Here is a 20,001-nt window from a genome sequence, read left to right on the forward strand (position 1 = left end):
TTTTTTTTAATTTTTGCATATATTAAATACAAGAGTAAATTATTACTCTTATATTTTCTGACCCCAACCAGTAGCATCACTTTTCATGCTCTCTATTGCACTATCAAATCTATTAGTTCCTTGAACTTCTAAAATATCAGATACTGTTTCATGTAGTGATATAATAATTTTATAAATAATAACAGTCGAAAAAACAGCTATTATAATCTCTAAAAAACCATCAAATAAATAGATCTTAAGATCTCCAAAATCAAATAAATCATTTTTTGTAAGATTATTATTGTTCTCTAACATAAAAATAATCATTTTTTTACCAAATATATCACCTATTGTATGAAGTAATGAGTTGGCAGATAAGGCTAACCAAACAGATAGTACAAATATTGGTATTTCTACCATTGTTATAAATATCTTCATTGTAAATTTAAAGAATGCTTCTAAGTTTTGTTGAACAAACATTAAAGGCATTAAAAACAAACTTATAAAATGGAATACAAATATTTTAATTAAGATAATTACATATCTTAATAATCCAATAACTATAAGTCCTAAAATTGGGGTAAGTTGTAGTAAATTATATGCTACACTTTGGGCAAACCAAAGTCCTAAAGCTCCACCACTAATAGTTCCAATAGCTGCTCCAATTAAAGTTCCAACAGCTCCTGAAAGAAGCGAAAATACTCCACCACCAGCTCCAGTTCCTAAGCCCCCACCAACAGTTGCTCCAATTTTTCCAGAGTTTTCACTCACAACATTAAATATTGTTCCAGCACCTGGAACAAATAGATATGGAATTGAACTAAAAAAACTATGTAAAAACTCATCATCTCCACTACCACCATCACCAGTTTTTGCAATTTGTTTATTTAATTTATCTAGTACTTCACTTCTTTGTGTTTTATACAATCCACCTATATATTCAGTTTGAAGTTTTAAAACTGGTAATCCCAATACTGATAAAAACCCAAAATCTCTATAAAGTTCATATTGATTTGTTAATAAGCTCTCAATTGCAACTAATTTACCACTATTATCTTGATTAATTAAAATATCTCTTTGTTTACTATAATCTTCAAATAATCTATTATTATGGCTATAGTCATAATAGTTTTTACCACAAGAACTTAAAGAGAAATCAGGGTAAACATCTTTATACTCATTTTTTGTAGAAGTTGAATAAGCATTAGCACTTTTTACTTCACCTTTGGGAGATGGAGAGTAATATATTACTGAAGCATTATTTTTAATTTTACTCATAATGTAAGCCCATTTTTCATTTAAAGGAAATGGTTGATTTGGATCTTGTGAATAGTGATGTTTATTGTTTGAATCAAGCAATCCTGAATAATTGTACATATCATTAATACAAATACTCCAAAGGTCTTGATTAAATATTTTTAATTTTTTATATTGTTCATATCCAGCAATAGTAGATATTCCTTGATCTCTAGTACCAACTCCACTTTTTTTAAGTAATGCAGATACTTCTGAATCAATAATTACTTTTGCTGCATCATCTGCCCACTTATTAAATAAAGCATAACCATCTTTTTCAAACTCCTGGTATTTTGTTTTATAAACTTCATATTCAGTATTACCCTGAGTTTGAGTATAAGTTGTTGGAATAAATAATAAAACTCCAAGAATAGCCATTAAAGTATATGGAATTAATCCATCAGGCTTTTGTCTTTTTTCCATTTTAGCAAATACATTTCCTAAAGCTTTTCTACTAATTCCAGAAATTCCAAAAAGTAAAATTATAAGTATGTAATAACTCATACTAATATCACCAAGACCTGTATATACTTTTGAGAAAGTTTCAGCATCAGCTAAAATATATTTTTTATTATCAATATATTCATTACTATTTACATCTTGATAAACAGAAGTAAAATTATCTTTTAATTGAAATGTTCCAGTTGCTTCTGTTTTTTCAAAATCAACTACATCAGTATCAGTTAAAACAGCAGCAGTTAAAAGTTCTGGAACAGTTAAAAAGTCTTGATGATTATTTACATTTATTGAGTTAGATATAGCTTTAATTCTATCTGATAAAGGTTTAAATTGAGCATCTAAACTATTTAAAACAGCTATATTCTCTTTTTCTGCTTTTTCTAAATCTAAAGCATAAGCTTTTTTCATAGTTGGATAAAATACATTAAATAGCCCTATTGGATTATAGATATCTCCTTTAACAGCTACCATACAAGTTACAATACCCTCTTTTGGATTAATATTATAAACTGTAGCAGTATATTTATCTGTAACAAATGAACATTTTAAACTTTGTCTAATAGATTCTAAACTAATTCCACTATTAGGATTAGTTGCTACATCTCTAATTAGATCATTTCCATTTGAGATAATTCCATTTTTTAATAAAGATTCACTACTCATCAAAATAAGTTCATCATCTCTATATTTAGCCATATTATTATTTTCAAAATCTCTTAAAGCTATCTCAAAATTTGTTTGAGTAAAAGCAAATAAATTAAGAGAAGTTAAAAATAATATAAGTAAAGTAAGCTTTTTCATACTCGCTCCCCTACTTCAAACTTTGGTATTTGCAATACTTTTTTTCTAGCTCTTTGAACAAGCTTGTAGTCAAATATCATAAATAACATGACATAGACCAATAGGAACTGTTTTAAGAATGTTCCAAATGCTAAAAAATCTAAAGGTTGATCTTGTGCAGATAATAAAAATGAATTTAAAAGCATTAAGAAACATAATACAAATATAATTGTGTAAATTACTATTCTAAAAAACCAGTTACAATTCCTAAGTCGCCACCATTGAAGTTTATTAGCTCTTATATAATTTTCTTTATCTTCTTTTTCTTTTTGGTAAGTTTCAATATCAAAATCTATAATAAACTCCAAAAAAAAGAATCCAAACATTAAAACAATTGCAAGTATTTTAAAAAATCCAAACATAGAAATAATAGTACTTTCAACAGTTGAATCAAAGCTATATGAGATAATAAAGCTAGTAGATATTTTTTCCATAAAATTTATGAAAAAATAAAAAGTAATATTTGTAGCTAAATACAAAAACCATCTAAAATACTTGTTTAATGGTTGTAACGCTTTAAATAGTAATCTATGTTTATCAAAGATTGATAGCCAAATAAGGGCTATCTTTATTGCTATTTTCATTTGTTTTCCTTGTTTAAAATTTTAATTATCAGATCTTTATTTGAATTGTAGCCCGCTAAAAATGGTTCTTTATCTATTTGTGTTTTAATAAACTCTTTATCATTTCCCATCAAAAAGAAAGTTATGTATTCATTATGCTTTTGCATATATAAAATATGATAAAAAAACAGTAATAATGCTCCTACAAGGAATCCTCCTCCAAAAGTTGCAAGAAGCGTGTTAAAGCGTAAGAACCTTGATGTTATGTTTATTTCTTTTGCCAAATTTTCTTTAGCTACAGATACGATTAAAGGTATTTGTTCTCTTAGATTTTGCACCTCTTCATGTATTCTATTTGATTCTATTTCCAACTGATTATTTTCAATTTGAAGTTTTTTAGCAGCACTATCTACTATGTCTTTTAGATTTTTTTCAAAATCTTTAACATTTATGTTATTTGAAGCTTGAGATATTTTATTTATCTCAGCTTGAATTTCTTCTAAAGATTTAAAATTAGAATTAAATTCTGTGAATTTTGAAGTTAATATTTTTAAATCTTCAACGTTTTTTCGTGATGAAGTGTTCAGTTTTTGAAGTTCCTTTAAATAAATACTCTTGTTAAAATCGAATTGATCAAACAAATCAATTACTTCTTTTTCGTCCAGTACTATCTTCTTTCCCATATTTACACCTATAAGGCTTTTTGGATAGGTTTAAGTTGCTCTATTAATTCAACTACCATTTTTGCAAATCTATATCTTTTATTATTTGCTTTGAATACATCTTGCCCCTCTTTAATCCACTCTTGACGATATGTATCAATATTTTGAATTAAATCTATTGAAGATAAATAACTATCAAGTAAACTTACCTTGTAATGGCTTTTAAGTATTGAAAATATATTTGAATTTGGAATAAAAAAGATATTATTAACTTTTAGATTATCAAGTTGATTTGGAATATCCAGCTCATCACTACCGAATATATTGATAAATTGTTTTTGAATTTCATCCTTTTCCAAAGAAAAACATCTGTTAAGAACAAGATTAATATTTGCAAATTTATCAAAATCACGAATTAAAACTATCGTCTCCTTAATATTATTCACTTGGTCAAGGTCATCATTCAAAGGTACATAATAGTTTAAACCAGATAGGTCTATCTCTTTTAATTTTTGTAAAACTATTTTAGTGTCATTGCCACCACCTGCATCCACGATATTGGCAACATTACTATCAGATAGATTGCTAAACTGTATATCATCAATTACAACTTCACTATCTTTTAATTTTAAACTTTGATAATTTATGTAATTTGAATTTATCTTACTGTTATTGTTGTCATCGATTTCAAAAAGGTTTATTTTTTGATTTTCATTTAGTAAATATAACAATGTAGCAACTATGCCTGATACTGTAGTTTTCCCTACACCACCTTTTGTTTGGACTGTTATATGTATATTTGATTTATTTTCTTTTTTCATTTTAATTTTTCCTTTTATTTTTTGTTTTTATTTTTTAAGGGCTCGACTTTTTTTATAAAAAAAAGTGAGCAAACTACGGGCTAGACACATCTCTTACTCAATCTATGTATACCCCGTAGTATTAGGGTATTTGTCATTCTAATACCTGATTATTTTGATTTGCAATATTTAAATCTTCAAGCTTAGATATTTTCATTGATTTTTTGACTTGAGATTTATTCCAATTTTCCCAGAACTCATTTTTTTCTTCTCTATCTCTATTCTCTAGCTCTATCTCTTGTCGGACATGTCCTTTTTTTTGATTTAAATTGTCAGGACAATTAGAGGACATTGTCTTTTTATTTCTATATTCTCTCTTTTTTTCTGCCCATGAAGTTTCAGAACCTACCATATTTTGGACTTCAAGCATAAAAAAAGTACCATCTTCCCATTTTTCCATTAACCCTAATTCTATAAATGTGTTAATTGCTGTATTAACAGTATCTACATTGCAATTAGTTATTGTGCTTAACATCTCAAGATTGTATGGTATAGCATCCCGAAACCTTAAAGTTCCCTCTGTCTTTAAGCTTTTAAGTAGAAGCTTAAAATAGAAATTAATGTAATCTTTACCATTTTTTTGTGATTCAATAATTTTTATCTCATCACGCTCAAAAAAATCTTCTTTCAATTTTAACCAATAGTATTTTTTATTTATGGACATATTTATATTTATCCTTTATATTTATATAGTCATTTAATAATCGATAAGCAACTATATATTTGTTATTTAGTATCATTAATCGATTAAAACCCTAAGCTGTTTTAATTACTCTCTCTTTTATTACTCGCAAAGTTTATTCAAAGAGGGAGTTTATTTAGTTTCTTTTTTGTTTCTGTTTCTCAATCCAATCTTTTATTTCTGATGTGCTATATAATGGGTATGCAAATCCATTAATTAATATAGGCTTAATAAAATTTCCTTTCTTAATTATTTCATCTAATTTTGATTCTCCTATACCTATATAATGAAGAATTTCTTTTTTTTGTATTAGTTTATCTTCCATTTTTTTCCTTTTTGATTTTGTTTTAAAGTAATAATTACTTTATTTGTAATTAAATTGGCTTAAAGTAATTTAATTAAAGCAATTATTACTTAGTTATACTTAAATAAACCTAAATAAAATGTCATAGTTTCTTTTTTATATAAATATTAATATTTATAAGATATAATTCTGCGTAACTATTACTATATCATTAAGGTTTAAAATTGAATTCAACATTATCTAAGATACTAGGAAATTCACTAAAAACAGTATCTAATTGGAAAAAAGAGAAGCGGCTAATCATTAATTTATTAGAAAAGTATTTTAGTAAAGAAGATTTAGAAGAATTTATTGAAAAAAATAAAGTGTCTAAATATGATTTTGTCAATGAATACTCATTTTTATCTTGTATAAATTTTTTAGAAAAATTAAAATTATTAACAACTGAATATAAATCAAATCCAAGCGCATATCAATATGATTATTTTTTTTATTTTACAAACTTTATTTTAGATTATATAAAAAATGGATATCAAAACAACAAGAATACATGGAAAGGAACAAATGAGTTACGTTTTTTTCAAAATTATTTCTTAGACTTTTGTATTAATAATCAACCTAATATTAATAGTTTAAACCCATTTAAAGCTATAGATTTTATATATAATCCAGAGACTATTAAGCCACAATATATAGATTTAGAATTTAATACAATAAATACTTTAAGAGAGTTATCTAATTTTATTAATAATTTTAAACAAGAAGATTTATATTTTTTAAATTTATGTATTCAAGATAATTTTATAACATTGCTAAATTTCTATAAATCTGATGATGCTAATATTTCTAATCTAAAATCTGATATATTATATTTCCTTAATAATTTAAAAACTAGTCTAGAAAAAGTATTAAATATAAAAATTGATAGTATTAACGATATACAAACTTATGTTATTCAGTATAAAGAATCAGTGAAGTAGTTAAAAAAGTTTTAATCTTAATATGGAATGACCCATAAAAAGAAGAATAAAATAAATTCATTAAATCAAAATAAATACTTTTTACATAAGAGGGCAAATAATACCCTCTTCAAAGATTTATACTCTTATAATTATTTCTTTGTACTCTTAGATGGTTTTAGACTTGAAGTATTTCCTGGAGTACTTTTATTGTCTCTACGTCTTTGATCAGGTTTTCCTGTAGACTTAGCAATTGGCTTTGGCCCTGGTTTTATTCCCATATTATTCACATCCTTTCTATAATTTAACCAACTTTATTTAAGTCAGTTAATATAATCTTAACATATTTTATTGTCTTGAATATATATAATATTACAATTTGTAATAAAATTTCTCTTTATTTAAATTATATGTTAATATAAAAAAAATTTAGGAGTTAAAAATGCTATTTACAAAATATGATTTTGAAAAATTTAAAAATGATCCTTTTAAATTATTAGAAGAAATAACACAAAATATAAATAATGGTGACACAAAAATGATTTTTGCAAGAGAACCAGTAATAGAAGATTATCCCAAAGAAGAAGGTATATTTTTTATCCATAACAAATTAATAAATTTAGAAGAATTATCAACAGAAAATATTACAAATGCATTAAAACATTACACAGATTTTATGAAAAAACATAAAATACAGATTATTAAAGAATTTGATTCAAAATGTGAATTAGCATATGAAGGAGAAATTCCCCATATTAAAGTTGCTAGTTTTGAAACTCTATCTTTTTATGACTTTAATAAGTTCCAAGTCATTGATGGAAATACCCTCAGTAGAATTAATAGTGAAAACACATTAGGATATTTAAAATATATAGATTATAGTTATGCTTTAGATAGTAATATAGCTTCATTTTTTGCAAGATATATCACTAATAATGACATTAAATATAAAGATTTATATAATCAAATCATTGCTAAAGAAAATAATATCGATATTGGACCATATATTTTTGAAATAGTTATGCATGGACTAAAAGATTTTGGAATTAATTATAAACTCAATAAAAAAAATAAAAATGAAACCCAAGCTGCTTTTTTTGAAACGCTTAAGGTATTACACAAAGAAGGACTATTTAAAGAAAAATCAGAAAAAGAATTTATTAATAATATTATAAAATCTACTAATCCACTTATTAAATACTATGGAATGTTAGGATTTTCAGCACAAATCTTTTTACTAAGTCTATTAGAAGCAAAATATAAATTTGGTAAAGCTCCTAATAAAATAAAATATTATGTATATGACGAAATGAGAAAAGCTAAAATACCTATAGAAAATAGATTAAAAGCAATACTATATCTTTTTTGTGATAAGCCAGGGCATCCATTTTTTGAAAAAGTTATAAATATTGAAAATATTGAAAATATTGAAAAATATATGAAGGATGTAGATAATACAGGAAGAGATATTGCAATATCATTATTGGAAAGATATCTGTATGGTATATCAAATATTTATCCTTATATCGCAACAAACGATCAAGGGCTAATTGCAATGTTTAGAAGTACTAAACCGGATTATGTTTATGTACTTAATGGTATAAACATTCCCATCTATAAAAAAATAAATAGCGAAATGGAAAAAAAATATTTAAACTTTTTTGAAACTAATAATACAAACAATATGATTGGTTACCAAGATAGTACATTAAAAGATTTAATCAATATATATATAAATAAAAAAAATAAATTTATTAATTTAATTAAAAAATAAATAAATATTTTAAATAGTACTCTTAAGTAGAGTCTCTATTGGTATATGCAAAGCTTGTGATAGATTTCTAATCATCGATATAGATAGAGAGATTTTTCTATTTAAAAGCTCTGATACTTTACTTTTATTTCCAATATAAGGTATTAAATCTTTTTGTTTTAGATTCATCTCTTCCATTCTATATTTTATAGCTTCTATTGGGTCTGGAACATCTATTTGCCAGTTTAACTCTTCATATTTTTCTACTAATAAAGCTAAAATTTCAAGCTCATCACTTTGTGGTGTTCCTATTTTTGGATTTAGTCCCATTAATTCATCAATTCTACTTAAAGCTTCATCATAATCTTTTTCAGTTTTTAAAATTTTTAATTGCATTTATAAATCCTTTGCATTTATTTTATCATACTCACTGTGAGTACCAATAAATTTAACTCTTACTATTTTTCTTAAATAATCAATATGAACTATAAGTCTATAATCATTGCCTTTGATATTAAAAACAACTCTATTGTCTTCTAAAAAAGAAGCACTAGAATAAAATTTTTTAATATCATCAGGAGTTTTCCATTGGGCTTTTTTTACATCTTGATGCCAAACTTCTAAAGGAGTTTTAGCTTGTGTATGTTTTTCATAAAATTGTACTAATGTTCTTTTGCTTATTATATTCATTTGAAATATTACCTTTTGTTCCTTTATAAGGAACTTAATATATTTATTTTACTAAGTTATCTAACCAATTAGCCCACCATTGCATTAACTCTTTCTTTTCATCATAATATTTATATTTTGATTCTCTATTGTAGGCTGCTTTTACTCTATTCTTTTCTTTATGAGCTAGACAAGATTCTATAATATCACTATGAAATCCATGTTCTTTATAATATTCATAAGCTATTGTTGAAAACATACTTCTAAATCCATGAAAAGTATGCTTATTTTGATAACCTAATTTATTTAATGTATCTGATAATGTTGCTCCAGCAATTCCTCTATCAGCTTTTAAAGGTGATGGAAATACAAACTCACTTCTATGTCTAGAATATGGTTCTATCTGTTTTATAATATCTATTGCCTGTATTGGTAAAGGACAAACAAAATCAATATGAGTTTTCATTTTTTCTTTAGGAATTTCCCATATACCTTTTTCTAAATCTAACTCATTCCATCTCATTAGCCTAATATTTTCACTTCTTACAAAAACATAAGGTATTATTTTAAAAATAAATATAATACTAATATTAGATCTAAATCTTTCACCAATAGAACTAATATCTCTTAATAGCACTTTTATTGCATCAGGTAAAGTTATTGCTGGATGATGAATATTTTTATTACTAGGAACCAATACAGATTTTTTATCTATATCAGCAATTATATTATGCTCTATATACTCTTTAGTAACAGCAAACATATATATTTTATTCATTAAAGATAAAATTCTATGTGCAGTTTCAATTACTCCTTTATTTTGTATTTTTTCCAAAATATTTATAATATCAACTCTTTTAATATCTTTTATAGAAATATTGCCTAACCAATTTGTAATATTATTTAACATTCTTCTATTTTGGATTATTGTTGCTTCACTTGAACTTTTAGATCTTAATTCCAACCATTCATCAATAACCATACTTAAAGTAAGAAATTCTGAAGCTCTTTTTATCCTCTTTGCTGATATAGGATTAATATTTTTTGATAATAACTCTCTAGCCTCTTCTCTTTTTTCTCTAGCTTCTTTTAAAGACACTTCAGGATAAACTCCAAAAGACATACTAAGATTCTTATTTCCATACCTAAAATCAAATCTCCATAATTTAGATCCATTAGGTTTAATAATTAAATATAATCCTTTTCCATCTGCTAATTTATTCTTTTTAATAGCTTTTTCTTTTGAATTAGATTTTATTAATTCATTTTTTAATATTTCAAACTCATCATCAGTTGTGTATCTTGCATTTTTAATTTCTGATTCATAAAGTGGTTTTGATATTTTTGGCATTTTTAAGGTACTCACTGTTTATTTTAATTTTAGTACCTAGAATAATACCTGAAAATTATTTGATTTTATTTAAAATCATATGTTTTAGTTTGTTTTCATTTAAGTAGATAGCATAGTAATAAGCCCAATAAAATGGGCTTATTTGAGTTAATTTTTAGTTCTTTGGTAGAACTTTTATAGGAACCATCTGGAATTCATCCATATTCCAAACATTATTTTTAACATAAGGTTCATTTAAAAGCCACTCATCAATTTCTTCATCTGTTTCAAAATCAACAAATAAAGTTGATCCAACCATAACATCATCTTCTATTAGAGCTCCAGCATTTATAATTTTACCTTCAGCAATTAATTTTCTAGCACCTTCTAAATGAGCTTCTCTTGAGTCTTGTCTTCTTTCTAAAGCACCTTCATTATCATAAGCAATTACTAAATACTGCATAATCGTTCCTTTTTAAATTTTTTAGATTCTAACACAATTTTAATTATATAAATGTAGCAAGAATAAAACAACTAGGATATATTAATAAATTAAAATATCTAAACCCTGGCGTAATAGCAACATCATAAGGAGCTATATCTTCAAGTTTTCTTCCTTGATATAATCTTTGCATAAATAAAAGTTTAAAACAAATTTCTAAAAATTTCAATACTATTATTGAACTCATAAAAAATCCGAAATTACTTAAACTAAATGCTACATAAATTGAATAAAAAAATGATAAATGTAATCCTAAATACAAAAAAACACTTTTTTCATACATGGCATAGTTATTTTCTACTAAACCAAACATTGTATCTGCTTTCTGCCAATTTACTTCAAAAAGCTCAATTGCAATAAAAATTATAAAAAAATATATTGTTTCCATAAGTTTTCTTAGTAATAGGGCAAAGCCCTATTTTTTAGTTTTCTGAGAATTTAACTTTTTGATCTTTATATAATCCTGTTCCAACAGGAATTGTTCTTCCTATTACAACATTTTCTTTAAGATCTTCAAGCATATCCATTTTAGCACTGATTGCAGCTTCTGTTAAAACTTTTGTAGTTTCTTGGAAAGAAGCAGCAGAAATAATAGAATCTGATGTAACAGCTGCTCTCGTAATTCCAAGTAAAACTGGTTCAGCAATAGCTGGTTGTCCACCCATTCTAATGATCTTTTCATTTTCAAGTTTAAATTTCTTTTTAGAAACCATATCACCAATAATAAACTTAGTATCTCCACCATCAAGAATTGATACTTGTCTTAACATTTGAGATGTAATTACCTCAATATGTTTATCTGCAATATTAACCCCTTGAGATCTATAAACTTGTTGAACTTCAGAAACGATAAAATAATGAAGAGCTTTTTCTCCCAATATTTTCAATACATCATGAGGAGAAACCTGACCATCAGTTAAAGATTCACCAGCATGTACAAATTCTCCTTCATGAACTAAAACTTGTTTACCTTTTTCAACTAAATACTCAGCCGTATTTCCAGTAATATCAGTAATTACAAGTTTTTGTTTATTTCTTAGAGGTTTACCAAAAGAAACTACTCCATCAAATGATGCTAATATAGCAATATTTTTTGGACGTCTTGCTTCAAATAATTCAGATACTCTAGGAAGACCCCCAGTAATATCTTTAGATTTTTGAGTAGCTTTTGGAGTTTTTGCAATAATATCAGCTAATTCTACTCTTTTACCTTCTTGAATATTTAAAGATGCCTTTGGATCTAACGCATATCTAATAAGATCTTTATCATCTGTTGCCAAAATAACTGTTGGTTTATAACCACTTGGTATATATTCATTAACAACTAATTTTGAAGTTCCTGTTAGCTCATCAAACTGTTCTGAAACCGTAACTCCAGGAATAATATCTTCAAACGATACAATACCAGCTTTTTCTGCTATTGTTGGGTTTGCGTAAGGATCCCATTCAGCAATAACAACTTGCTCACTAACAGTAGGAGAAGAGATAATTGTATCTTTTGTAACTTCGCTATTATCATCTAATGCAATTGAAGAACCTCTTGAAATATAGTGTCTAATAGCTTCTCTATCATCAGCATCAGCAACAACTGCAAAAAGACCTTTTTCTACAACTTTATCACCAGCTTTTATATCATGTCTTCTTTCTAAATAATCTCCAGTTAGTTTATAGTACTTTAACATACCTTTTGCACCGGAAATAACCTTAGAAGTAGCAGGAGCACCATCAGCAACTTTTAGTTCAGAAGCATAAGGAATTCTATTTGGAACATTCCATCCATCTTTTATTATTTCAACGATAGAGTCATTATGCTCAACCTCTTCACCATCTTTAAATGGTAAATATAATTTTCCTTCAATTTTTCCTGAAATTCCTGCAAGTTCATTAACTTTTGCAACATCATTTTTTCTTAAATAATATGATTTTTCTTCTTTTGCATTTTTAATTGTTAAAATAACTTCTTCATGTAAAGTTTCAACTGTAACTTTACCTTTGAATGGAGCATTTATTTTTGGTTCAACCAATAATACTCCAGCATTTCTTCTATTTGCAACAATTATTTTGCCTTCTGCTGTTTCATATTTTTTAATATTGTAATATCTAATAAATCCTTCTTTATCTGCTTTTAACTCTCTTTCAGTTTGAGTAGCACTTGCAGTCCCTCCAACGTGGAAAGTTCGTAGTGTTAGCTGTGTTCCAGGCTCTCCAATAGATTGAGCAGCAACAACTCCAACAGCTTCTCCTGGTTTTGCTTTTCTTTGCTCACCTAAATTTAATCCATAACATTTTGAACAAAGTCCATTTTCAGTTTTACAAGTTAAAGGAGTTCTAATAACAACAGATTTCACTTCAGATTCTTTTACAATTTTTGCAAATTCTTCAGTTATTAAAGTACCTTCTGTAAATAAAATCTCATTTGAAATTGGATCAATTATATCTTCAGCAATTACTCTTCCAGTAATTCTTTCTTCTAAAGACTCTATTAATTCATTTCCAGATGTAATATCTGTAATTTCAATACCTTCGTGTGTTCCACAATCTTCCATTGTAATTCTAACATTTTGAGAAACGTCAATTAATTTTCTTGTTAAATACCCAGCATTTGCAGTTTTTAAAGCTGTATCTGCAAGACCTTTTCTAGCTCCGTGAGTAGAAATAAAGTATTCAAGAACATTAAGACCTTCTTTAAAGTTAGAGATAATTGGTGTTTCAATAATAGTTCCATCAGGTTTTGCCATAAGACCTCTCATACCTGAAAGCTGTCTAATTTGAGTTGCACTACCTCTTGCTCCTGAATCTGCCATCATATAAATAGAGTTAAATCCATTTTTATCTGTTTTTACAAGATCCATCATCTCAGAACCTAATTTATTATTAGCTTCTGTCCAAATATCAATAGTTTTATTATATCTTTCTTGTTCAGTTAAAAGACCTTGTGCAAACTGTTTTTGAACTTCAATAACATCTTTTTTAGATTTAGCAATATGATCTACTTTACTCTCAGGAACAATAATATCATCAATAGAAATAGACATACCTGCTGCTGTTGCATACTTAAACCCTAGATTTTTTAAATTATCTAAAAATCTTGGAGTTACTTCATATCCAGCCTCTTTGTAAATATAATCAACTAAAGCACCAATATCTTTTTTCTTTAAAATTTTATTCCATAAACTAATAGGAACGAAGCTTGGTAAAATTTCGTGAATTATCAATCTTCCAACTGTTGTTAAAACAATTCTTCCATCAAGTTTTGTTCTGATTTTTGCATGTAAATCAATTTGGTTCATATCTAAAGCAATTTTTACTTCATTTACATCAGTGAAAAGTTTATGCTCACCTTTTACACCATCTTTTTGTAAAGATAGATAATAAATACCTAAAATCATATCTTGAGAAGGAACAGCAATTGCTCTTCCAGATGCTGGTAAAAGAATATTCATAGAACTCATCATTAAAATTTTTGCTTCAGCAACAGCTTCTTGTGATAAAGGAACGTGAACAGCCATTTGATCCCCATCGAAGTCCGCATTAAAAGCAGCACAAACAAGTGGATGAAGTCTAATAGCTTTTCCATCAATTAAAACGGGGTGAAAAGCTTGAATAGATAATTTGTGTAGAGTTGGAGCTCTATTTAATAAAATTGGATATTCATCAACAATTTCATTTAAACATTCCCAAACTTCATTTGTTTCACTTTCAATCAATCTTTTAGCAGCTTTTAAAGTTGTTGCATAACCTTTTTCTTCAAGCTTTGCCATCAAATGTGGTTTAAATAATTCTAAAGCCATTTTTTTAGGAATACCACATTGATCCATATTTAAATTTGGTCCAACAACAATTACAGATCTTCCAGAGAAATCAACCCTTTTACCAAGTAAGTTTTGTCTAAATCGTCCTTGCTTACCTTTGATTATTTCACTTAAAGATTTTAAAGGTCTTTTATTTGCACCTTTTACTGCATTCGCTGTTTTTCCATTATCAAATAATGCATCAACAGATTCTTGAAGCATTCTTTTTTCATTTCTAATAATAATTTCAGGAGCATCAAGTTCAGTTAATCTTTTTAATCTGTTATTTCTGTTAATAACCCTTCTATATAAGTCATTTACATCTGAAACAGCGAATTTTCCACCATCAAGTGAAACAAGAGGTCTTAAATCTGGTGGAAGAACTGGTAACATTGTAAGCATCATCCACTCTGGTCTATTACCACTATTGATAAAATTCTCAACAACTTTTAATCTTTTAATAATAGTTTTTCTTTTTGCTTCAGATTTTGTCGATTGCATATCATCTTTTAATAAAGTTAATAACTCAAATAAATCAAGTTTTTCTAATAACTCTTTTAAAATCTCTCCACCCATCTTTGCTTCAAAACCAGTATGTTCAAATAAATCAGCAATAGTTCTATACTGTTCTTCATTTAAAATATCATATTTTTCGATTTTTTTAGTTTTTTCATTGTCATAGTAAGAATCTCCAGCCTCACTTACAATATATGCTTCATAATATAATACTCTTTCTAAATCTTTTAATTTAACACCTAAAAGAGTACCTATTCTTGAAGGAAGTGATGAAACCATCCAAATATGAGCAACAGGAGAAACAAGTTCAATATGTCCCATTCTATGTCGTCTTACTTTTGAAGAAGTTACTTCAACTCCACATTTCTCACATACAACACCTTTGTATCTCATTTTTTTATATTTACCACAAAGACATTCATAATCTTTTACTGGTCCAAATATTTTTGCACAAAATAAACCATCTCTTTCAGGTTTTAGTGTTCTATAGTTAATAGTTTCAGGTTTTTTTACTTCTCCACAAGACCAAGAAAGTATTTTTTCAGGACTTGCTAATTTTAGTTGAAAAGCAGAAAAATCTTGTGGTCTTTCTAACTCTTTAATATCAATTGGTGATAACAGTTTTTCATTATTGCTCATCGTTTTCTACCTCTTCATAAATCTCTACATCTAAAGCTAAAGCTTTTAACTCTTTTGTTAAAACAAAGAATGTTTCAGGAACACCAGATTGTGGAACATTTTCACCATTTGCAATAGCTCTATATGCTTTTGTTCTACCTTCAACATCATCAGATTTTGTTGTAAGCATCTCTTTTAGTACATTTGTTGCACCATAAGCTTCCAATGCCCAAACCTCCATCTCTCCAAATCTTTGTCCTCCAAATAGTGCTTTACCACCAACTGGCTGTTGAGTTACAAGTGAATATGGCCCCGTACTTCTTGCGTGAACTTTTTCATCAACTAAGTGGTGGAGTTTTAGCATATACATATACCCAACATTTACTCTTTCTTTCATCCTTTCACCAGTTTTTCCATCATATAAAACTGATTTTCCATCATTATCAATTTTTGCCATTTCAAATAGTTTTTCAAAGTCATAAGCTTCAACACCATCAAAGATTTGTGTAGCAAATTTAACACCTTTTGACCAATCTCTAGCATAATCAAGAAGCTCATCATCAGTTAATTTTTCTACAAAAGCTTTTGCATTCATAAGTTTTGCAACTCCTGCAACTTCGATCATTTTTGTTCTTAATTCAGATACAAAACCAGCTCTTTTAGATTCATATATTTTTTGAATTTGCTTACCTAATCTTCTACCAACTAATCCTAAGTGAACTTCCATAATTTGACCAATATTCATCCTTGATGGAACTCCAAGTGGATTTAGAATAACATCGACAGTAGTTCCATCTTCTAAATATGGCATATCAACTCTTGGAACGATATTTGAAACAATACCTTTATTTCCATGTCGTCCTGCCATTTTATCTCCAACTTTGATTTTTCTCTTAGTTGCAATATATACTTTTACTTGTTTTATAACACCTGAAGGTAAAATATCATCATGCTCTAAAATATCTATTTTTTCTTCGTGTTCTTTTCTTAATTCAGCTTTTTGTTTTATAAAGTGTTCTTTTATATCATTGTATGTTTTTTCAATATCTTTTGAAAAAGATGATACAATTTTTTTCATAGCAAATCTATTTACGTTTACTAATACTTCAAGAGGAATAGTTTTCCCTTCTTTATAAACAATATTTTCATGTTCTAACTCTTTTGACAATTTTGCTTTCGATAAAAGATTATTTATTTTTAAAGCCTCTTCTCTATCAAGCATTAAAAGTTTGTCAAGATGTTTTTGATTTAACTCATTTTTTTCAGCTTCAATTTCAGCTTTTGCTCTTTCACACTTTTCATAACCTTTTTTAGTGAAAACTTTTACATCAACAACTGTTCCCTCCATTGATGTTGGACAATATAATGATTTATTTATAACATGTCCAGCTTTATCACCAAATATTGCTCTTAAAAGTCTCTCTTCAGGAGTTGGTTTTATCTCCCCTTTTGGAGTTACTTTTCCAACTAAGATCATTCCTGGAGTTACATAAGTTCCAACTTTAACAATTCCCGAACTATCTAAGTGAACTATCGATTCTTCTTTAACCCCTGGTAAATCTCTCGTAATTTCTTCATTACCATGCTTTAACTCTCTACAATCAATCTCTTTTTCGTAAATATGTACAGAAGTAAAAGCATCTTTTTTGATCAATCTTTCACTTAAAATAATAGCATCTTCATAGTTATATCCATTCCATGGCATAAATGCAACCATAGCATTAATACCAACAGCTAATTCACCTTTATCCATAGAAGGACCATCCGCAATTACTTGACCTTTTTCAATAATATCACCATCTTTTATAGCAACTCTTTGCCCAAAAGATGTATTATTATTTGTTTTAACATTTTTATTTACTTCATAATGGTCAATAAATGCACCATTTTCATCTTCACCACTGATATAAATATTTTTAGAATCAGCTTTTTCTACAACTCCACCTCTTTGAGCTTTTATTGCTTCCCAAGCATCTCTTGCAACAGTTTTTTCAAGCCCTGTTCCAACTATTGGAGCAGTTGGTTTTATCAACGGAACAGCTTGTCTCATCATATTTGAACCCATTAATGCTCTATTAGCATCGTTGTGTTCTAAGAATGGAATAAGTGAAGCAGCAACTCCCATAACCATTTGTGAAGAGATATCTATTAAATCAACTTTATTTCTCTCCATTAAAATAATTTCACCATTTAATCTAACTTCAATTAGAGGTTCAACTATTTTACCATTTTCATCAACTTTAGTTGATCCTGGTGCTATTACAAGCCCCTCTTCTTGTGTTGCTGTATAATAAGTAATTTCATTTGTTACAATACCATCTACAACTTTTTTATAAGGAGACTCTATAAATCCTAAATCATTTACTTTTGAATAAGTTGATAAAGTATTGATAAGTCCAATATTTTGCCCTTCTGGAGTTTCAACAGGACATATTCTTCCGTAGTGAGTCGGATGAACATCTCTTACTTCAAATCCAGCTCTTTCTTTTACTAATCCACCTTCACCCAATGCAGAAAGTCTTCTTTTATGCGTAACTTCTGATAATGGATTTGTTTGGTCCATAAATTGAGATAATTGCCCAGAAGTAAAGAACTCTGTAATAGTAGATGTAATCATTTTTGAATTTATTAAATCATGTGGCATAATATCTTCTAAAGTTCCAGATAGAGTTGTCATCTTATCTCTAATAGTTTTTTGCATTTTAATTAATCCAGCATGCAATTCATTTGCTAATAACTCACCAATAGCTCTAATTCTTCTATTTCCTAAGTGATCTCTATCGTCAATATGTCCGTGTCCAGCTTTAACTTTTACTAGATATTGAACAGTTTTAATAACATCTTCGTAAGTTAGAGTTGTTACATATTCTGGAACATTTACTCCTAACTTATGATTCATTTTCATTCTTCCAACTTTTGTTAAATCATATCTTTCTGGATCAAAGAATAATTTTTTTATGAAATCTTTTGCAGCTTCTTTTGTTACAGGTTCACCTGGTCTCATAACTTTATATATTCTAATAGCAGCTAAATCATTTTCATCATCGATTTGCTCAGTTTGTTTTAAAAGTTTTAAAGATTCACCATCAGCTTTAAATGCATTAATAATAGAAGCATCTGCACTTGAAGATAAATCATTTGCAATATCAAAAGACTCAAATCCTAAATCCAAAAGTTTTTTAAGTTTTAGCTCATCAAGATTTGTTAAAGTATCAAATAGTACTTCTCCTGATTCTGGATCATAAATTGTGTTTGCAGTATATCTATCCATTAATAATTCTAGTGGATATTCAATAAGTTTTAAACCACCTTCTATTAGAGCTTTAGCTTTTCTTACAGTCAATCTCTTTCCAGCACCAATTACTAGATTACCTTTATCATCTTTAATATCATGCTCAATTCTTCCCATAAAATCATCAGGATTGAACTCTGTTAAAAATTTATTATTTTTAATCTTAATATTTACAATAGGATAGAACATTTTAACAATATCTTCTTTTGAGTAACCTAATGCTCTAAAAAGAATTGTAATTGGAACTTTTCTTCTTTTATTAATTCTTACGTATAATATATCTTTTGCATCATATTCAAAATATAACCAAGAACCACGATCAGGGATTATTTGTCCTGTATAAAGAAGTTTGTTATCTGTTGTATTTGACTCATCTTCTTTGAAAATAACGCCTGGAGATCTATGTAACTGATTAACAACAACCCTTTCTACACCATTTACAATAAATGATGTTCGGTCTGTCATTAAAGGTATTTCTCTAATATATAAAGATTGTTCTTTTATATCTTTAACACCAATTTTTTCACCAGTCTTTTCATCTAGATCCCATAAAGTTAATCTAATATTTATTTTTAAAGGTATTGAATAAGTCAGTCCTCTAACCATTGACTCTCTAACATCATATTTAGGTTTTCCTACTTCACTACCTAAATAATCTAAAGTTAGCCTATTTTGTGCATCATGTATAGGGAATATTGTTTTAAATACTTTTTCTATACCAGCTGTTGATCTATCTTTTTGACCTATCATCAAAAAAGTATCATACGAAGTTTGTTGTAACTGTAATAAGTTTGGAATTTCAATTTTTTGTGGGTTTTTTGCGAAATCTATTCTGAGTCTATTACCAGATTTTAAAGAGTTTAACATTTGACACCTTGTTATAAAATTTGGTTGAATTGCTTTTATTAGTATAAAGCACAAAAGCA

15 protein-coding genes are annotated in these 20,001 nt (G+C 27.4%); 2 read left to right on the forward strand and 13 right to left on the reverse strand.

Annotated elements, in window-relative coordinates; all coding sequences use genetic code 11:
• Window positions 1–48: 48 nt before the first annotated feature.
• The 6 genes from ACNSOS_RS04510 to ACNSOS_RS04535 all read right to left on the reverse strand — a co-directional run bounded on the left by ACNSOS_RS04510 (window position 49) and on the right by ACNSOS_RS04535 (window position 5,666).
• Window positions 49–2,535 (reverse strand): hypothetical protein, encoded by a 2,487-nt coding sequence (locus ACNSOS_RS04510; protein ID WP_418186103.1) that lies wholly within the window; start codon window positions 2,533–2,535, stop codon window positions 49–51.
• Window positions 2,532–3,158, reverse strand: coding sequence for a hypothetical protein (locus ACNSOS_RS04515; protein ID WP_418186104.1), 627 nt, complete (start codon window positions 3,156–3,158; stop codon window positions 2,532–2,534). Before ACNSOS_RS04515 ends, ACNSOS_RS04510 begins: the two co-directional genes overlap by 4 nt.
• Entirely contained in the window at window positions 3,155–3,820 is a 666-nt protein-coding gene (locus tag ACNSOS_RS04520) for a hypothetical protein (protein ID WP_418186105.1), read from the reverse strand. Before ACNSOS_RS04520 ends, ACNSOS_RS04515 begins: the two co-directional genes overlap by 4 nt.
• Window positions 3,821–3,828: 8 nt before the next feature.
• Window positions 3,829–4,620, reverse strand: coding sequence for a hypothetical protein (locus ACNSOS_RS04525; RefSeq protein WP_418186106.1), 792 nt, complete (start codon window positions 4,618–4,620; stop codon window positions 3,829–3,831).
• Between the two features lie 133 nt (window positions 4,621–4,753).
• The gene (locus ACNSOS_RS04530; protein ID WP_418186107.1) at window positions 4,754–5,290 is read right to left on the reverse strand and encodes a phage replisome organizer N-terminal domain-containing protein; all 537 of its coding nucleotides are present in this window, start codon (window positions 5,288–5,290) and stop codon (window positions 4,754–4,756) included.
• A 187-nt stretch (window positions 5,291–5,477) separates the two neighbouring features.
• Window positions 5,478–5,666, reverse strand: coding sequence for a helix-turn-helix transcriptional regulator (locus ACNSOS_RS04535; protein ID WP_418186108.1), 189 nt, complete (start codon window positions 5,664–5,666; stop codon window positions 5,478–5,480).
• Between the two features lie 203 nt (window positions 5,667–5,869).
• Between ACNSOS_RS04535 and ACNSOS_RS04540 the strand changes: the two genes are divergently transcribed.
• Window positions 5,870–6,625: a hypothetical protein gene (locus ACNSOS_RS04540; protein ID WP_418186109.1), complete on the forward strand. Its 756-nt coding sequence runs from the start codon at window positions 5,870–5,872 to the stop codon at window positions 6,623–6,625.
• A 421-nt stretch (window positions 6,626–7,046) separates the two neighbouring features.
• Window positions 7,047–8,378, forward strand: coding sequence for a hypothetical protein (locus tag ACNSOS_RS04545; RefSeq protein ID WP_418186110.1), 1,332 nt, complete (start codon window positions 7,047–7,049; stop codon window positions 8,376–8,378).
• Between the two features lie 9 nt (window positions 8,379–8,387).
• Here ACNSOS_RS04545 and ACNSOS_RS04550 read toward each other — a convergent pair whose 3' ends face one another.
• The 7 genes from ACNSOS_RS04550 to rpoB form a co-directional block, all read right to left on the reverse strand.
• Window positions 8,388–8,753, reverse strand: coding sequence for a helix-turn-helix domain-containing protein (locus ACNSOS_RS04550; RefSeq protein WP_418186111.1), 366 nt, complete (start codon window positions 8,751–8,753; stop codon window positions 8,388–8,390).
• Entirely contained in the window at window positions 8,754–9,047 is a 294-nt protein-coding gene (locus ACNSOS_RS04555) for a type II toxin-antitoxin system HigB family toxin (RefSeq protein ID WP_418186112.1), read from the reverse strand.
• Window positions 9,048–9,090: 43 nt separating this feature from the next.
• Window positions 9,091–10,377 carry a tyrosine-type recombinase/integrase gene (locus tag ACNSOS_RS04560; protein WP_418186113.1) on the reverse strand — a complete coding sequence of 429 codons (1,287 nt, stop codon included), beginning with the start codon at window positions 10,375–10,377 and terminating at the stop codon, window positions 9,091–9,093.
• 154 nt (window positions 10,378–10,531) lie between these two features.
• On the reverse strand, window positions 10,532–10,819 hold the full coding sequence (locus ACNSOS_RS04565; protein WP_418186114.1) for a YciI family protein: 288 nt from the start codon (window positions 10,817–10,819) through the stop codon (window positions 10,532–10,534).
• Window positions 10,820–10,862: 43 nt separating this feature from the next.
• Window positions 10,863–11,246: a hypothetical protein gene (locus tag ACNSOS_RS04570; protein ID WP_113892997.1), complete on the reverse strand. Its 384-nt coding sequence runs from the start codon at window positions 11,244–11,246 to the stop codon at window positions 10,863–10,865.
• Between the two features lie 34 nt (window positions 11,247–11,280).
• Window positions 11,281–15,804, reverse strand: coding sequence for a DNA-directed RNA polymerase subunit beta' (rpoC, locus tag ACNSOS_RS04575; protein WP_418186115.1), 4,524 nt, complete (start codon window positions 15,802–15,804; stop codon window positions 11,281–11,283).
• Window positions 15,794–19,942 (reverse strand): DNA-directed RNA polymerase subunit beta, encoded by a 4,149-nt coding sequence (gene rpoB, locus ACNSOS_RS04580; protein WP_418186116.1) that lies wholly within the window; start codon window positions 19,940–19,942, stop codon window positions 15,794–15,796. Before rpoB ends, rpoC begins: the two co-directional genes overlap by 11 nt.
• Window positions 19,943–20,001 lie beyond the last annotated feature (59 nt).

The organism is Aliarcobacter vitoriensis (genome assembly GCF_048320235.1).
Lineage (GTDB): Bacteria > Campylobacterota > Campylobacteria > Campylobacterales > Arcobacteraceae > Aliarcobacter > Aliarcobacter vitoriensis.

What these genes read in the sequence shown, in the direction of transcription:
- ACNSOS_RS04510 (WP_418186103.1), bottom strand. Translation starts at nt 2,535, where the DNA reads ATGAAAAAGCTTACTTTACTTATATTATTTTTAACTTCTCTTAATTTA.
- ACNSOS_RS04515 (WP_418186104.1), bottom strand. Translation starts at nt 3,158, where the DNA reads ATGAAAATAGCAATAAAGATAGCCCTTATTTGGCTATCAATCTTTGAT.
- ACNSOS_RS04520 (WP_418186105.1), bottom strand. Translation starts at nt 3,820, where the DNA reads ATGGGAAAGAAGATAGTACTGGACGAAAAAGAAGTAATTGATTTGTTT.
- ACNSOS_RS04525 (WP_418186106.1), bottom strand. Translation starts at nt 4,620, where the DNA reads ATGAAAAAAGAAAATAAATCAAATATACATATAACAGTCCAAACAAAA.
- ACNSOS_RS04535 (WP_418186108.1), bottom strand. Translation starts at nt 5,666, where the DNA reads ATGGAAGATAAACTAATACAAAAAAAAGAAATTCTTCATTATATAGGT.
- ACNSOS_RS04545 (WP_418186110.1), top strand. Translation starts at nt 7,047, where the DNA reads ATGCTATTTACAAAATATGATTTTGAAAAATTTAAAAATGATCCTTTT.
- ACNSOS_RS04550 (WP_418186111.1), bottom strand. Translation starts at nt 8,753, where the DNA reads ATGCAATTAAAAATTTTAAAAACTGAAAAAGATTATGATGAAGCTTTA.
- ACNSOS_RS04555 (WP_418186112.1), bottom strand. Translation starts at nt 9,047, where the DNA reads ATGAATATAATAAGCAAAAGAACATTAGTACAATTTTATGAAAAACAT.
- ACNSOS_RS04560 (WP_418186113.1), bottom strand. Translation starts at nt 10,377, where the DNA reads ATGCCAAAAATATCAAAACCACTTTATGAATCAGAAATTAAAAATGCA.
- ACNSOS_RS04565 (WP_418186114.1), bottom strand. Translation starts at nt 10,819, where the DNA reads ATGCAGTATTTAGTAATTGCTTATGATAATGAAGGTGCTTTAGAAAGA.
- ACNSOS_RS04570 (WP_113892997.1), bottom strand. Translation starts at nt 11,246, where the DNA reads ATGGAAACAATATATTTTTTTATAATTTTTATTGCAATTGAGCTTTTT.
- rpoC (WP_418186115.1), bottom strand. Translation starts at nt 15,804, where the DNA reads ATGAGCAATAATGAAAAACTGTTATCACCAATTGATATTAAAGAGTTA.
- rpoB (WP_418186116.1), bottom strand. Translation starts at nt 19,942, where the DNA reads ATGTTAAACTCTTTAAAATCTGGTAATAGACTCAGAATAGATTTCGCA.